At 41.3% G+C, this 15,410-nt stretch carries 10 protein-coding genes and 1 pseudogene; 10 read left to right on the forward strand and 1 reads right to left on the reverse strand.

Going from position 1 to position 15,410, the window contains the following annotated elements; translation table 11 throughout:
• Positions 1 to 106: 106 nt before the first annotated feature.
• From HMPREF0833_RS09935 to HMPREF0833_RS09965, 7 genes and pseudogenes are all read left to right on the forward strand, one after another.
• Positions 107 to 325 (forward strand): hypothetical protein, encoded by a 219-nt coding sequence (locus HMPREF0833_RS09935; RefSeq protein ID WP_003018530.1) that lies wholly within the window; start codon positions 107 to 109, stop codon positions 323 to 325.
• Positions 322 to 1,164 carry an aldo/keto reductase gene (locus HMPREF0833_RS09940; protein ID WP_003018453.1) on the forward strand — a complete coding sequence of 281 codons (843 nt, stop codon included), beginning with the start codon at positions 322 to 324 and terminating at the stop codon, positions 1,162 to 1,164. Before HMPREF0833_RS09935 ends, HMPREF0833_RS09940 begins: the two co-directional genes overlap by 4 nt.
• A 260-nt stretch (positions 1,165 to 1,424) precedes the next feature.
• Positions 1,425 to 5,738, forward strand: a complete 4,314-nt coding sequence (locus HMPREF0833_RS09945; protein ID WP_013904740.1) for a S8 family serine peptidase — start codon at positions 1,425 to 1,427, stop codon at positions 5,736 to 5,738.
• A gap of 510 nt (positions 5,739 to 6,248) precedes the next feature.
• On the forward strand, positions 6,249 to 7,166 hold the full coding sequence (gene glyQ / locus HMPREF0833_RS09950; RefSeq protein WP_002886077.1) for a glycine--tRNA ligase subunit alpha: 918 nt from the start codon (positions 6,249 to 6,251) through the stop codon (positions 7,164 to 7,166).
• A gap of 208 nt (positions 7,167 to 7,374) precedes the next feature.
• Positions 7,375 to 9,411, forward strand: coding sequence for a glycine--tRNA ligase subunit beta (glyS, locus tag HMPREF0833_RS09955; RefSeq protein WP_013904741.1), 2,037 nt, complete (start codon positions 7,375 to 7,377; stop codon positions 9,409 to 9,411).
• Between the two features lie 33 nt (positions 9,412 to 9,444).
• A pseudogene (locus tag HMPREF0833_RS09960) lies at positions 9,445 to 9,701 on the forward strand (DUF896 family protein).
• 163 nt (positions 9,702 to 9,864) lie between these two features.
• Complete coding sequence (locus tag HMPREF0833_RS09965; RefSeq protein WP_013904742.1) at positions 9,865 to 11,247, forward strand: amino acid permease; 1,383 nt, start codon at positions 9,865 to 9,867, stop codon at positions 11,245 to 11,247.
• Between the two features lie 260 nt (positions 11,248 to 11,507).
• Here HMPREF0833_RS09965 and HMPREF0833_RS09970 read toward each other — a convergent pair whose 3' ends face one another.
• Positions 11,508 to 11,687: a hypothetical protein gene (locus tag HMPREF0833_RS09970; RefSeq protein ID WP_003014929.1), complete on the reverse strand. Its 180-nt coding sequence runs from the start codon at positions 11,685 to 11,687 to the stop codon at positions 11,508 to 11,510.
• A 150-nt stretch (positions 11,688 to 11,837) separates the two neighbouring features.
• On the opposite strand from HMPREF0833_RS09970, the gene rsmH reads away from it, so the two are divergent.
• From rsmH to pbp2x, 3 genes are read left to right on the forward strand one after another with little or no spacing between them, the layout of a single operon-like run.
• Positions 11,838 to 12,788 carry a 16S rRNA (cytosine(1402)-N(4))-methyltransferase RsmH gene (rsmH, locus tag HMPREF0833_RS09975; RefSeq protein ID WP_013904743.1) on the forward strand — a complete coding sequence of 317 codons (951 nt, stop codon included), beginning with the start codon at positions 11,838 to 11,840 and terminating at the stop codon, positions 12,786 to 12,788.
• Between the two features lie 11 nt (positions 12,789 to 12,799).
• Complete coding sequence (ftsL, locus tag HMPREF0833_RS09980) at positions 12,800 to 13,135, forward strand: cell division protein FtsL (protein ID WP_003003929.1); 336 nt, start codon at positions 12,800 to 12,802, stop codon at positions 13,133 to 13,135.
• The gene (gene pbp2x, locus HMPREF0833_RS09985) at positions 13,128 to 15,410 is read left to right on the forward strand and encodes a penicillin-binding protein PBP2X (RefSeq protein WP_013904744.1); all 2,283 of its coding nucleotides are present in this window, start codon (positions 13,128 to 13,130) and stop codon (positions 15,408 to 15,410) included. Before ftsL ends, pbp2x begins: the two co-directional genes overlap by 8 nt.

A 15,410-nucleotide genomic window follows, 5' to 3' on the forward strand; every position in this document is an offset into this window, starting at 1 on the left:
ATGGGGGTTAAACAGTCTGTAGGGGCTTTTTATTTGTCAATGGTAGTGTAATTTTGTGAATGCTGTCTTTTCATGCTATAATGGGAATTGAAATGTGAGGTAGCTTATGAAAGCAATTGATATACGTTTTTTATTGATGGGGATTTTTTTCTTGCTCTATGGGATTGTAAGAAAAAATATCTTTATTGTGATCGTTGGTGGGGCATTTTTACTCTATAGTTTTTATAGCAAGAAGATGGAGCCAACCAAGAAGAATATTTTTAAGCCAGAGCTCAAGCTTCGAGGGCCTAAGAAACCGAAATCGAAGAAAGGAAAGAAAAAATGAATCATTATCGTTTGAATAATGGGGTGAAGATTCCTGTATTGGGATTTGGGACGTGGAAAGCAGCGGATGGAGAAGAAGCCTATCAAGCTGTGTTAGCTGCTTTAAAAGCAGGTTATCGCCATATCGATACAGCAGCGATCTATCAAAATGAAGAGAGTGTGGGGCGTGCTATTAAAGACAGTGGTCTTGCGCGCGAAGACCTGTTTATTACCACCAAACTTTGGAATACTCATCACACTTATGAAGATGCTCAAGCTGCTTTGAAAGAGTCTCTTGATAAATTGGGCTTGGACTATATAGATCTTTATTTGATTCATTGGCCAAACCCAAAGCCTCTTCGAGACAATGATGCTTGGAAAAAACGGAATGCTGAGGTTTGGCGAGCAATGGAAGATATGCTAGCTGCTGGCAAAGTTCGGGCTATTGGCGTTAGCAATTTTCTGCCTCATCATTTGGAAGCCCTCCTTGAAACAGCTCGGGTCATCCCAGCTGTGAACCAAATTCGTCTAGCACCTGGGGTTTATCAAAGTGAAGCCATTGCTGCAAGTCGCAAGCATGGCATTTTACTAGAGGCTTGGGGACCTTTTGGCCAAGGAGAATTGTTCCAAAATGAACAAGTAAAAGAAGTGGCTACTAAATATGGGAAAACCGTCGCTCAACTAGCCCTAGCTTGGAGTTTACAAGAAGGTTTCCTTCCACTGCCAAAATCTGTTACGCCTGAGCGGATTGAGAGCAATCTGGATTGCTTTGATTTTGAATTGACGGCAGATGATGTGGAACTCCTGCGCTATCTTCCGGTTGAAGCGGGTGCACCAGATCCAGACACCAAAGAATTTTAAAAAATGATATCTAATAATAAAAACCGAGGACAGTTTTGTTCTCTGTTTTTTTATCTTTTCAGTCGTGAAAAAGTTTTCAAATAAAAAAAACAGACGTACTATAATACTTAGTTACTATTGCTCGGAATATAACGAATAAAAATAAATTAATAGTTAGTAATGTATGTAAATATTACAATTGTGTTACAATTCATTTTTGAATGAATTTTCAGATAATTTTGCGTTATAATAGTTACTATTAAAATAAAAGGGGAGTTTCTATGAATAGACAAGAGCGTTTTTCATTAAGGAAATACAAATTTGGTGTAGCCTCAGTTTTATTAGGGGCTGTTTTGGTATTTGGATCTGCACAAGCGAGTGCAGAAGAACAAACAGCGGGTCAAACGAGCGCTGGGACACAGCTTGTAGCAAACAGTCAACAGGCACCGACTGAGGTAGAACATTCACAAGGTGCAGAGGTTCCTAAAGAGGCAACGGTTGCTCTACAAACAAAACCGGAAGAAGCATCAAAACCAGTAGAAAAAGCTACAGAAGTGGCTACTCCGACAAGTTCGGAAACAACTGAGCGCCATGATGTAACTGAAAAACCTCAAAGCACCGAAAGTGATGAAATTATTACTGTTCCACAAACCTGGAGGCAAGGATATAAAGGTGAAGGAATGGTTGTGGCCGTGATCGACTCGGGCTTGGATGTGAACCACGAGGTTCTTCGTATTACAGATCCTTCAAAAGCCAAGTTTAAAAATCAAGAAGAAATAGAAGCTGCTAAGAAAGCGGCAGGAATTGATTATGGTAAATGGTATAACGACAAAGTCGTATATGCCTATGATTACTTTGACGGTACTGACAATATCAAAGAGGCTGAAAGAGATTCTCACGGGATGCACGTTACAGGGATCGCAACCGGGAATCCTGATAAAGAAGCAGGAAACGGTGAAAAGATCTATGGTGTGGCACCAGAAGCGCAAGTTATGTTTATGCGTGTCTTTTCGGATCGTCAAAAAACAACTGGTTCTGCTCTTTATGTGAAAGCGATTGATGATGCTGTAGCCCTTGGTGCAGATGCCATCAATATGAGTCTTGGATCCTCTACTGGTTCTATGGTCAATGCAGGTTCGGATATCATTGATGCGATTAAACGAGCTCGTGCTAAAGGTGTATCTGTCTTGATCTCTGCGGGGAATAGTAATACTTTTGGGAATGGATATTCAAGACCGTCTGCAGAAAATCCTGATTACGGTTTGGTAGGAAATCCTTCAACAGTAGAGGACTCTATCTCTGTTGCTTCTATCAATAACAAAATTATTACGACAGAAGTTTTTGAAGTCAAAGGGTTGGAAGGTAATGCGGATGTAGATAACGGTAAGTTTGACTACAGTAAGTCTGCAACAGATACTGATTTTGAAAAAGGTAAAGAATATGAATATGTAGCTGTTGGACTTGGGAAAGAAGAAGATTTCAAAGATCTAGATCTTACTGGTAAATTAGCACTGATCCAACGTGGAGAAATCCCATTTACAGAAAAAATTGCGAATGCCCTCCATCATGGTGCAGTAGGTGCCCTGGTTTACAATAATGTAGAAGGTTCTAATCTTGGTATGTCGATTGATGGAGATGCTAAGAAAATTCCATCTGTCTTCATTTCAAAACGCTATGGGGAAGCTCTTAAAGCTGGATCTTACAAAGTTGTCTTTAACAATACCATGGCCAATCGTCCATCTCCCGAGGCAGATCAATTGTCTGATTTCTCAAGCTGGGGAGTAACAACAGATGGTCAGTTGAAACCAGATGTCACAGCACCTGGTGGGAACATCTTCTCTTCTTTGAATGACAATACCTACGGAGATATGAGTGGTACTAGTATGGCCTCTCCTCACGTGGCGGGTGTTGCAGCCTTGGTAAAAGAATACCTTGTGAAGAACCATCCAGAATTGACTCCAGAACAAGTTTCTGCAACTGTCAAGGCCTTGATTATGTCTACGGCTAAACCACATATTAACAAAGAAACCGGTGTCTATACGTCTCCACGCCAACAAGGAGCAGGGGTTGTCGACACAGCAGCTGCCGTTTCAACAGACTTGTATGTTACTGGTGAAAACAACTACCCAAGTGTTACTCTTGGAAATGTCGGAGATAGCTTTACCTTTGATGTCACTGTCCACAATATTTCAGATACCGATCGTACCTTGAAAATGTTGGTTAATACTGACACAGATGAAGTGAAAGATGGTAAATTTACCCTCCGTCCACGTAAATTAACAGAAACTGCTTGGCCTGAAGTAACTGTGAAAGCGCATAGTTCTGAAACGGTTACGGTTAAAGTTGATACAAGTAAATTCACAGAAGAATTGAGCAAAGAAATGCCAAATGGCTATTTCCTTGAAGGATTTGTTCGTTTTGTCGATCCAGCAGATGACGGGGATGTGGTCAGCTTGCCATTTATGGGATTCAAGGGAGAATTCCAAAACCTTCCAGCTGTCGAAAAACCAGTCTATGATTTGGTACGCGAAGGAAAAGATGGTTTCTACTACCATATTCCAAAAGATTTGAACATTTCCTATAATGCTAATGTTTCAGCTCTATTAACACTTCAAAATGACCTCCTTCTTACACAAGGGAAACGAGATGGTCGTCGTATTACAGTCCTTGGTATTGAAGAAAATGCAGAAGGAACTCATGCTCTTCAAGTGGATGAAAACGGAAATGTTCGCATTGCCATTTCACCAAATGAAGATGGGAATAAAGACCTCGTTGAATACAAGACGGTCGCTCTTCGAAACATTGAAAACCTTCATGCAACTGTCTACGCAGCAAGCGATACGGAACATAAAAATCCACTGTGGGAAGGAACTCCATCTGATCATCGTAAGAACTTCTTTGATGGCAATGAAAAGAACCCACGTAGCTACACGCTAGATAATACTGCTTGGAATGGTACGGATGCAAATGGAAATGCAGTGGCAGATGGTGTATATGATTATGTCATTCGTTACACACCAATGGTTCCGGGAGCTGAAGAGCAATCAACGACCTTCAAGGTTCAAGTTGATACCCAAAAACCAGTGATCACATCTGGATATATTCGTTTCAAAGATGGTGCTCAACAGTTTGTAGCACGTAAAGCCAAAGATGTTGGTGAAGGTGGTATTTTAACTGAAAAACTCGTTTACGTGACTCCATTTGATGATAAGGGGACAATGATCCAAACGAGTGAAGATAAGACTGGTACACGTGCGCTTGAAAATTACCAAGTGATCAAGGCCAATGCAGATGGCAGCTTCGATCTTCCTGAAAACATCGATAAGAAAAATATCTACTACTATGTAGAAGACTTTGCGGGGAACGTAGACTATATTTCACTAGCTGATTTGGTACGAGATCAAAATAGTGGTCGTATTCAAATTGCAGTGCGTGATGCTAAGACAAACAAAGATATAGATACCATGTATGTGTATCGTATCAAGGACAGCAATGGTCAATATGTAACGGTTGATAAAACAAAAGATATTAACTTCTTGAACTTTGGTCATTATACTGCAGAAATCTTTACGTATGATCGTACAGAAGTGAAATTTGTCAGCAGCTTGACGCAAGAATTTGATTTGACAGAAGATAATAGTTTCCAAACAATCGCTTTCCTTGCTAATACTTTGGAATACGCACCAGTTAGCATTAGCTTTGATCAACCGGTTTCAAAAGCGGCTACGATCGTATTAAAAGGTGCTGAAGGTGAAAACTTTGTATTGCCAGCTGAAAAATATGGTAAAAACGGCTTTGGTAAAACTGTAGCAACTGGTCAATATACCTTGGTCGCAACCCTTCCTACTGGCTATGAATTGGCTGAGGAAGCTCCTGTAATCACAGTTGTTGCTGGACGTAATAATAACTATCGTATCGGAGTGATTTCAAAAGTGGATCTCTTGACTGCTTTGAACAATCAGGCAGATATAACGAAGACAGCTCACTACTTCAATGCGAGTGCTGATAAGAAGGAAGCTTATGATCAAGCCTTGCAAGCTGCTCAAGCAGCCTTGATGAATAAGGTCAGTCAAGAGCAAGTCAACCAAGCAGTAGCTAGTCTTGAAGCTGCCAGCCAAGCTTTGGATGGGAAAGATTCAAACGTTGCAGCCTTGAAAGAAGCGATGCAGGCATACGATGCTACAACTAAAACGGGTCGTTATGCTAATGCCAAAGAAAAAGTACGTCGTGACTACGATCGTGCTTTCCAAACAGTAGCCTTGCTTGCGGTTGATCCAACTGTGAAACAAGAACAAATCAATCAAGCACTTGCTGAACTTAGCCGTGCAGAAGGAAAATTGAATGGGAAAGCAACTGATTTTTCAAGCCTGAAAAAATATATCAAGGATGAATTGAAATTCCAAGAAAAGGATGCTAAATTTATCTATGCTGGAAATAAAGAAAAAGAAGCTTATCTCGCAGTTTTCAAGAATGCTCAAGCCATTCTTACAAATCCAGGAGCAAGCCAACAAGATGTGAAAGATGCTTTGACAGCCTTGAAGAATGCCAAGAAAAAACTTCATGGTAAAAAACCAAAAGCTGCAAGACGTCCATAAGAAAAACAAAATTGTTTGTTAGCCTAAAATCCGTATGAAACGATTGTTTCATGCGGATTTTAATTTACAAGTCACTAAAATTCTGCTATAATACTAGTCAAGAAAGAAGAGCTTACGGCGTTTTTCTAGCGAGCTTGGGATAGTGAGAGCCAAGTAGAGCAAAGTAAGCAAGTGGCGCTTTCTCTCAGTAAAAAGCTGAGTAAAGTAAAATAAAATGAAGTAATAAATTAGGGTGGAACCGCGTTTCTGACGCCCCTAGGTCAAAGGACTTAGGAGCGAAGACACGGTTCTTTTTGTATCCTGAGTCACAAGAAACTTTATGAATAAGGAGTAAACCATGTCCAAAAAATTGACTCTCCACTGCGTCAGTGACAGAGACCTCCTTACAGTCGGACTGCCCCATGCTCAGCACTAGGGTGCCTGAGCTAAACGCAGTACTAACTCGTCTTGCCTCGTACGATCGACGAGGCAGACTCGTGTCACAAGAAATTATAGAAAAAGGAGTAAAACATGTCTAAAAAATTGACTTTCCAGGAAATCATCCTTACTTTGCAACAATACTGGAATGACCAGGGTTGTATGCTCATGCAGGCTTACGATAATGAAAAAGGTGCGGGAACAATGAGTCCATACACCTTCCTTCGTGCCATTGGTCCTGAGCCATGGAATGCAGCTTATGTAGAGCCATCACGTCGTCCAGCAGATGGACGTTACGGGGAAAACCCAAACCGCCTTTACCAGCACCACCAATTCCAAGTGGTGATGAAACCATCACCATCAAACATCCAAGAACTCTACCTTGAGTCATTGGAAAAATTGGGTATCAATCCTTTGGAACACGATATTCGTTTCGTTGAAGATAACTGGGAAAACCCATCAACTGGTTCAGCTGGTCTAGGTTGGGAAGTTTGGTTGGACGGTATGGAAATCACTCAGTTCACCTACTTCCAACAAGTTGGTGGATTGGCAACTGGTCCGGTAACTTCTGAGGTCACTTACGGATTGGAACGTTTGGCTTCTTACATCCAAGAAGTAGACTCAGTTTATGATATCGAGTGGGCTCCAGGCGTTAAATACGGAGAAATCTTCCTTCAACCAGAATATGAACACTCAAAATATAGCTTTGAAGTTTCTGACCAAGATATGCTTCTTGAAAACTTCGAAAAATTTGAAAAAGAAGCAGGGCGTGCTTTGGAATTGGGCCTTGTTCACCCTGCCTATGACTACGTTTTGAAATGTTCACACACCTTCAATTTGCTTGACGCTCGTGGTGCTGTATCAGTTACAGAACGTGCCGGCTACATTGCCCGTATCCGTAACTTGGCCCGTGTCGTAGCCAAAACTTTCGTAGCAGAACGTAAAAAACTTGGTTACCCACTTCTCGACGAAGCCACACGCGCAAAACTCCTAGCAGAAGAGGAAGAGTAAAGAGAGCGTATTAGATGGGATTGGATGATAGAGCAATCCTACAGAACCAGTCGCCGCAGTGATAAAGGTATCGTTAGAGAAACTAACGATACCAGGCAAAATTGGAGACCTTAGGCTCCAATTTTAGCAATGAAACGACGAAGTCGGTTGCTTGCGTGCCAATCACATAAGGCAAACTGGAAAGAAAGATATTTTTCGGAGAAAAAACATGACAAAAAACTTATTAGTAGAACTTGGACTTGAAGAGTTGCCAGCCTACGTTGTCACACCAAGTGAAAAACAACTCGGTGAGAAAATGGCAGCCTTCTTGGATGACAACCGTCTTTCATACGAAAGCATTCAAACTTTTTCAACACCACGCCGTTTGGCCGTCCGTGTGATTGGTTTAGCGGATCAACAATCGGATTTGACCGAAGATTTTAAAGGACCTTCTAAGAAAATCGCCTTGGATGCAGATGGAAACTTCTCAAAAGCGGCTCAAGGATTCGTCCGTGGAAAAGGCTTGACTGTTGATGATATCGAATTCCGTGAAGTCAAAGGGGAAGAGTACGTTTATGTTACGAAACACGAAGCTGGAAAACCTGCCAAAGAAGTCTTGGCTAGCGTTCCAGAATTGCTTGCTTCATTGACCTTCCCTGTCAGCATGCACTGGGCTAACAACACATTTGAATACATTCGCCCAGTTCACACCTTGACAGTTCTTTTGGGCAACGAAGCGCTCGACCTTGATTTCTTGGATATCCAGTCAGGGCGTGTGAGCCGTGGACACCGTTTTCTTGGACACGAAGTGGAAATTACCAATGCGGATTCTTATGAAGAAGACCTTCGTACCGTTTACGTAATTGCGGATAGCAAAGAACGTGAAAATATGATTCGTGAGCAAATCAAAGCCATCGAAGCAGAACAAGGTGTTCAAGTTCAAATCGAAGAAGGGCTTTTGAATGAAGTCTTGAACTTGGTCGAATACCCAACTGCCTTTATGGGAAGTTTTGACACTAAATATTTGGACGTTCCAGAAGAAGTCTTGGTGACCTCAATGGAAACGCACCAACGTTACTTTGTCGTGCGTGACCTTGATGGTCAGCTGAAACCAAACTTCATCTCAGTTCGTAATGGGAATGCTGAGCACTTGGAAAATGTTATTCGAGGAAATGAAAAAGTATTAGTTGCACGTCTTGAAGATGGTGAATTCTTCTGGCGTGAAGACCAAAAACTTAAGATTGAAGATCTCGTTGCTAAATTGGCGAACGTAACCTTCCATGAAAAAATTGGTTCTCTTTCAGAACACATGGCGCGTGCTGGTGTTATTGCAGCGTCACTAGCTGAGCAAGCTGGTTTGACTGCTGAAGAAACGGCAGCCGTTTCTCGTGCAGCTGAAATCTACAAATTTGACCTCTTGACGGGTATGGTTGGAGAGTTCGATGAATTGCAAGGAATCATGGGTGAAAAATACGCCCTTCTCGCTGGTGAGGATGCTGCGGTTGCGACAGCTATCCGTGAGCACTACCTTCCTGATTCAGCAGACGGAGCCCTTCCAGAGACTAAGGTTGGTGCTATCCTTGCCCTTGCAGATAAATTGGATACCCTCCTTTCCTTCTTCTCAGTAGGCTTGATTCCATCAGGTTCCAATGACCCTTATGCGCTTCGTCGTGCAACACAAGGGATTGTTCGTATCTTGGATGCCTTTGGTTGGCATATCCCTATGGATGAGTTGATTGACAGCCTTTACGGACTTTCATTTGATAGCCTTTCCTATGACAATCAAGCAGAAGTGCTCAACTTCATCAAAGCGCGTGTGGACAAGATGATGGGACGCACACCAAAAGACATCAAAGATGCTGTTCTTGCTGGTTCAAACTTTGTCGTGGCTGATATGCTGGAAGCAGCTGAAGCTCTCTCAGAAGCTTCGAAGACCGATGGTTACAAGGCAGCTGTTGAATCCCTCTCACGTGCTTTCAACTTGGCAGAAAAAGCAGATGCTTCAGTAGCAGTCGATGCCAGTCTCTTTGAAAACGATCAAGAAAAAGCCCTTGCTAAAGCAATTGAAGATCTTGAATTGACTGGTTCAGCTAGCGACAAATTGGCTCAACTCTTTGCTCTTAGCCCAGTCATCGATGCTTTCTTTGACAATACCATGGTGATGGCAGAAGATGAGGCTGTTAAAAACAACCGTTTGGCCCTTCTTGCAGGTCTGGTTGCGAAAGCTAACGCTGTTGCAGCTTTCAACCAATTGAACACAAAATAAGTACCTGATGACAGGTAGAAAGTAGGTCTGATGATGACACCTGAAAAAATCGCTCGGATCAATGAGCTTGCAAAAAAGAAAAAACAGAAGGTTTGACTCCAGAAGAAGCAGTGGAACAAGCAAAACTTCGTGAAGAATACATTGAAGGTTATCGTCGTTCGGTTCGTCACCACATCGAAGGTATTAAAATTGTGGATGAAGAAGGAAATGATGTGACGCCTGAGAAACTACGCCAAGTACAACGAGAAAAAGGTTTGCATGGCCGTAGTCTCGATGACCCTAATTCATAATCAAAAGAGTGCTGGAAGAGACTCCAGCACTCTTTTGTATCTTCAAAATTCAGAATATTCTGGACTAGATTGACCAATTTTTAAAAACATGGTATAGTAGATTGTGTGAAAATTTGAAGTATACTTTTCTGAAAATGTACAGAAAAAGAATTGGAGTAATCATATGTCAAAAAAACATCATCCTAGTCAAGAAACCGAAAATGGGATGGTTCGTGGTCTGCAAAATCGACATGTTCAGTTGATCGCTATTGCAGGAACCATCGGGACAGGACTCTTTCTTGGAGCCGGTCGTTCCCTTTCTTTGACAGGTCCCTCTATTATTTTAGTCTATATGCTGACTGGCGCCTTCATGTACCTGATGATGCGGGCGATCGGAGAAATGCTCTATATGGACCCTGATCAACACACCTTTATCAACTTTATCACCAAGTATCTAGGAAAAGGTTGGGGTTATTTTTCAGGATGGTCCTATTGGGTCTCCTTGGTATTTTTGGGAATGGCAGAGATCACGGCTGTTTCCAACTATGTCCAGCTTTGGTTTCCAAATTGGCCAGCCTGGCAGATTCAAATTGTCTTTTTAGCGCTTTTAAGTTGTGTAAACTTGATCGCTGTGAAAGTTTTTGGAGAGGTTGAATTCTGGTTTGGAATGATCAAGATTGTCACTATTTTAGCCTTGATCGTAACAGGGATCTTTATGGTGACGACTAACTTTGAAACACCAGCTGGACACGCTAGCTTAACCAATATTACCAATGGTTTTCAAATGTTTCCAAATGGTTGGGTCAAGTTTGTCATGGCCTTCCAAATGGTCTTCTTTGCTTATCAAGCGATCGAGTTTGTTGGAATCACTACTTCTGAAACAGCTAATCCCCGCCAGGTATTGCCAAAAGCCATTAAAGAAATTCCAATCCGAATTGTGATTTTTTATGTAGGGGCTTTGTTGGCAATTATGGCAATTTTCCCTTGGCAACAGCTTCCCGTCAATAAGTCTCCGTTTGTAACGGTCTTTCAGATGGTAGGAATCAAGTGGGCAGCAGGGTTGATTAATTTTGTTGTACTGACAGCTGCTGCATCCTCCTTGAATTCCACACTCTATTCAACAGGGCGTCACTTGTACCAGATTGCAAAAGAAACACCAAACAGCAAAGTGATGAATCGTTTGAAACTGAATAGCTTATCTCGTATGGGGATTCCAAGTCGCGCGATTATTGTTTCTGCTATTGTGGTTGCTGTGTCAGCCTTTATCAATATCTTGCCAGGTGTCTCAGATGCCTTTGCCTTGATTACGGCATCTTCTTCTGGTGTCTACATTGCTATTTACATTTTGACCATGCTTGCCCATCTTAAGTACCGTAAATCGAAAGAATTTATGCCAGATGGTTTTGTCATGCCAGCCTATAAAGTGTTGAATCCATTGACCATTGTTTTCTTCCTCTTTGTATTCATTTGTCTCTTCTTGCAAGAATCAACATACATTGGAGCGATTGGAGCAACCATCTGGATCATTCTTTTTGGGATTTACAGCAATTGGAAACATAATCAATAAACCGCAAGAGAGTGGGACAGAAATCGGTAATTCGTTAGAATTCGATTTCGTTGTCCCACCTCCGCACAGTTGAGTAGGGCTGTAAAAGCTGATGAAATCAGCGTAGTAGAGCCCACTCAACCACTGCGTCTTGCTCGACAATCCAAAAATAATTGAGAGGCTAGGACTTTTGTCCCAGCCTCTTTATTATTTCAGAGCTAATTTGCTTTCTTTTAAGGAATTTCTTGGAGTGAATAAAAGAAAAACAGAGGTGGAAGAAATTATTTTTCTTCCATCTCTGTTTTTTGTCCTTGAATGGCTTTTTTGAGCCACCAAAGTGAGCCGACTAGGATCAGGGCAGCAAGCCAAAAAATCCAAGCCTCAATAGTGGTTAGAAAAAAGTAGAGAGCGATAGCATCGACCAATAAAAGTGGGATGAGAATCTGTTTTCTTATTTTCATAAGAATATTGTATCATAAATCCTAGAGGAAACAAGTGAAATCAAGCCTTTCTAGGTATTTTGTAGGATCTGAAAAGGTCAGATAGGGTTAGTTAGTGAATTTTCTTTCAGGAGTGCATCTTGGTCCCATTTGTGGTAAAATAGTAAAGATATGAGTAAAGAATTTCATCATGTAACGGTTTTGCTTCATGAAACGATCGATATGCTGGATGTTAAGCCAGATGGGATCTATGTTGACGCCACATTGGGTGGGGCAGGCCACAGCGAATATTTGTTAACAAAATTAAATGAATCAGGCCATCTCTATGCCTTTGACCAAGATCAGCATGCGATTGAAAATGCTAAGATTCGTTTGGCACCTTTCATTGAGAAAGGTATGGTGACCTTTATCAAGGATAACTTTCGTCATTTAAAGGAACGTCTAAATGACATAGGTGTGACTGAAATCAATGGGATTTGTTATGACTTAGGTGTGTCTAGTCCTCAGTTAGATGAACGGGAACGTGGATTTTCTTACAAGAAAGATGCGCCTTTAGATATGCGTATGAATCAAGAAGCTTCCTTAACGGCTTATGAGGTCGTTAATACCTATGATTACCATGATCTAGTCCGCATCTTTTTCAAATATGGAGAGGATAAATTTTCCAAGCAAATTGCGCGGAAAATTGAGCAAGCGCGAGCAATTAAACCGATTGAAACGACGACTGAATTAGCAGAGATTATTAAATCTGCTAAACCAGCTAAGGAGCTCAAGAAAAAGGGCCATCCGGCTAAACAGATTTTCCAAGCCATTCGTATCGAAGTCAATGATGAACTGGGAGCAGCAGATGAATCGATTCAGCAAGCCATGGATTTGTTGGCCCTCGATGGTCGTATTTCTGTGATTACCTTTCATTCGTTGGAGGATCGATTGACCAAACAATTGTTTAAAGAAGCTTCGACGGTTGAGGTTCCAAAGGGACTTCCCTTTATTCCGGATGATTTGAAACCAAAGATGGAGTTGATCAACCGGAAGCCTATTTTGCCAAGCGAAGAGGAGCTTGAGGAAAATAATCGATCCCATTCAGCAAAATTACGGGTTGCTCGAAAAATACACAAGTAAGAGGAATTGATATGGCAGCAAGAGATGAGAGAACAAGAACACAGGTATTGCAAGACCGCTTTCGCCGTTTCTCTAGAGTAGAAAAGGCTTTTTACGGATCGATTGTCCTAACAGCTGTGATTTTAGCCATTAGTATCGTCTTTATGCAGACACGGATTTTACAAGTACAGAGTGAGTTGACAGATTTAAATACCGAACTGGAGGCTAAAAAGACAGAATTGGCGGATGTTCGTCAAGAGGTCAATGAATTAACACGTTATGATCGTTTGTCGCAGTTGGCTAGTTCCCAGGGAATGAAGTTGCAAAAAGAAAATCGAAAAACAGTGAGTGCAAGTAGTGATGAATAAAATCAAAAAAGTTTTGATTGGGTATTCGATAAAAAAACGTCGCTTACCAGATCAGAATCGAAAACAAGTTGGGAAAAATCTCAGTGTATTGGCGATTTTCCTCTTTTTTCTCTTCCTAATAAACTTTGCCCTAATTATTGGAACCGATAAAAAATTTGGTGTGACTTTGTCGGAACAAGCAAAGAAGGTCCATCAGCAGACAGTCATTGTGCCGGCAAAACGAGGTACCATCTATGACCGAAATGGGGCGGTGATTGCTGAAGATGCCACAACCTACAATGTTTATGCTATCATCGATAAGAAGTATAAATCAGCTACAGGGAAGGTTCTCTATGTAGAAGAGAGTCAATTTAAGAAAGTAGCAGAAATCTTTAAGCAGTACCTAGGTATGGATGAGGATTACGTCATTAAGCAATTGTCGCAAAAGAAATTGAAACAAGTTTCTTTTGGATCGAACGGAAACGGCATTACTTATAGTAATATGACGGCTATCCGTGAGGCCATGGAAGCGGCGAAGATTGAAGGGATTGCCTTTACAACTAGTCCAAATCGAAGCTATAAAAATGGAGTTTTTGCCTCTCAATTTATAGGTCAGGCCTCTCTTCAAGAAGATAAAGAGGGGAATAAAACCTTGAAGGGGCAATCAGGGATGGAGAAATCCCTCGATCGTATTCTCGCTGGTCAAAATGGAGTCATCACCTATGACAAAGACCGAAACGGGAATATCGTTCCTGGTTCAGATAAGGTTTCTGTCAAAACAGAAGATGGAAAAGATGTTTATACGACCATTTCAGCAGAATTGCAGACCTATCTTGAGACACGTATGGATGTTTTCCAAGAAAAAGTAAAAGGAAAGTATGTTAGTGCGACTCTTGTGAGTGCAAAAACAGGGGAAATCCTTGCGACGACACAACGCCCATCCTATAATGCAGATACCAAACAAGGATTGGATCTGAAAAACTTGAAAACTTGGAATACGATTCTTTATCAGGATCAGTATGAACCAGGATCGACCATGAAAGTCATGTTGTTGGCTTCAGCGATTGACCATGGAACTTTTCCAGCATTTAATGAAGTTTACTATAATAATGAATTTCAGGTTAAAGATGCGACAATCCGTGACTGGGATGTCAATATGGGACTTTCTGAAGGTCGTTATATGAATATCGCACAAGGTTTTGCATATTCTAGTAACGTCGGAATGACTCGTCTGGAGCAAAAAATGGGAAATGCTGTCTGGATGGACTATCTAAACCGCTTTAAATTTGGCCTTCCAACTCGTTTTGGAATGGGGGATGAATCCTATGGAGGGCTTCCAGGTGACAACTATGTCAGTCAAGTTCAGTCCGCTTTTGGCCAAGGGATTTCAGTTAGTCAAACTCAAATGCTTCGTGCTTTTAGTGCGATTGCTAATAGTGGGCAAATGTTGGAGCCTAAGTTTATCAGCGCTATTTACGACAGAAAGTCAGACACTGCTCGCAAATCAAAAACGGAAGTTGTCGGAAAACCAGTTTCAGAATCGGCAGCACAACAGACCCGAAATTACATGATTACAGTTGGAACAGATCCAGAGTTTGGAACCCTATACAGCAATGGGCCAATTATTCAGGTTCCTGGTCAAAATGTTGCGGTAAAATCTGGGACCGCACAAATTGCGACGGATCAAGGGTATTTGCAAGGAGAAAATGACTATATCAACTCAGTCGTAGCCATGACGCCTGCGGAGGATCCAGAGTTTATTATGTATGTAACGGTCCAACAACCAGAAGTGACATTCTCAGCCAATAGTTGGGAAGAATTGGTTAATCCGATTTTAGAAGATGCTGTTGCTTTGAAAAATGAATTGCATCTTACATCGGAGGCACCAACTTTGGATGATGTGACAAAAGAAACGACTTACAAAATCCCTTCAGTGGAAAATCTCTCTAAAGAGTTGAATTTGAAACAAAATCTGAGCCCAGGTGCTTATTCAGAGGAATTGCGTCGCAATTTGGTACAACCAATTGTACTAGGAACCGGGAAAAATATCCGCAAGATGTCTGTGGATGTAGGCTCTAAAGTCAAAGCGAATCAACAAGTATTGTTATTGACAGAAGATTTTGATACTGTTCCAGATATGTATGGTTGGACAAAGAAAAATGCTGACATCTTTGGAGAATGGACTGGAATTAAGATTGCCTATAAAGGTAGTGGAAAGAAAGTAACCAAACAAAGTGTCAAAATGAACACCTCACTCAATAAAACCAAAAAGATTACGTTAACATTAGGAGACTAA

The organism is Streptococcus parasanguinis ATCC 15912 (assembly GCF_000164675.2).
Lineage (GTDB): Bacteria > Bacillota > Bacilli > Lactobacillales > Streptococcaceae > Streptococcus > Streptococcus parasanguinis.

Bases quoted from the DNA above. Each gene is read 5' to 3' on its own strand.
- HMPREF0833_RS09935 (WP_003018530.1), top strand. From the start codon at position 107: ATGAAAGCAATTGATATACGTTTTTTATTGATGGGGATTTTTTTCTTG.
- HMPREF0833_RS09940 (WP_003018453.1), top strand. From the start codon at position 322: ATGAATCATTATCGTTTGAATAATGGGGTGAAGATTCCTGTATTGGGA.
- HMPREF0833_RS09945 (WP_013904740.1), top strand. From the start codon at position 1,425: ATGAATAGACAAGAGCGTTTTTCATTAAGGAAATACAAATTTGGTGTA.
- glyQ (WP_002886077.1), top strand. From the start codon at position 6,249: ATGTCTAAAAAATTGACTTTCCAGGAAATCATCCTTACTTTGCAACAA.
- glyS (WP_013904741.1), top strand. From the start codon at position 7,375: ATGACAAAAAACTTATTAGTAGAACTTGGACTTGAAGAGTTGCCAGCC.
- HMPREF0833_RS09965 (WP_013904742.1), top strand. From the start codon at position 9,865: ATGTCAAAAAAACATCATCCTAGTCAAGAAACCGAAAATGGGATGGTT.
- HMPREF0833_RS09970 (WP_003014929.1), bottom strand. From the start codon at position 11,687: ATGAAAATAAGAAAACAGATTCTCATCCCACTTTTATTGGTCGATGCT.
- rsmH (WP_013904743.1), top strand. From the start codon at position 11,838: ATGAGTAAAGAATTTCATCATGTAACGGTTTTGCTTCATGAAACGATC.
- ftsL (WP_003003929.1), top strand. From the start codon at position 12,800: ATGGCAGCAAGAGATGAGAGAACAAGAACACAGGTATTGCAAGACCGC.
- pbp2x (WP_013904744.1), top strand. From the start codon at position 13,128: ATGAATAAAATCAAAAAAGTTTTGATTGGGTATTCGATAAAAAAACGT.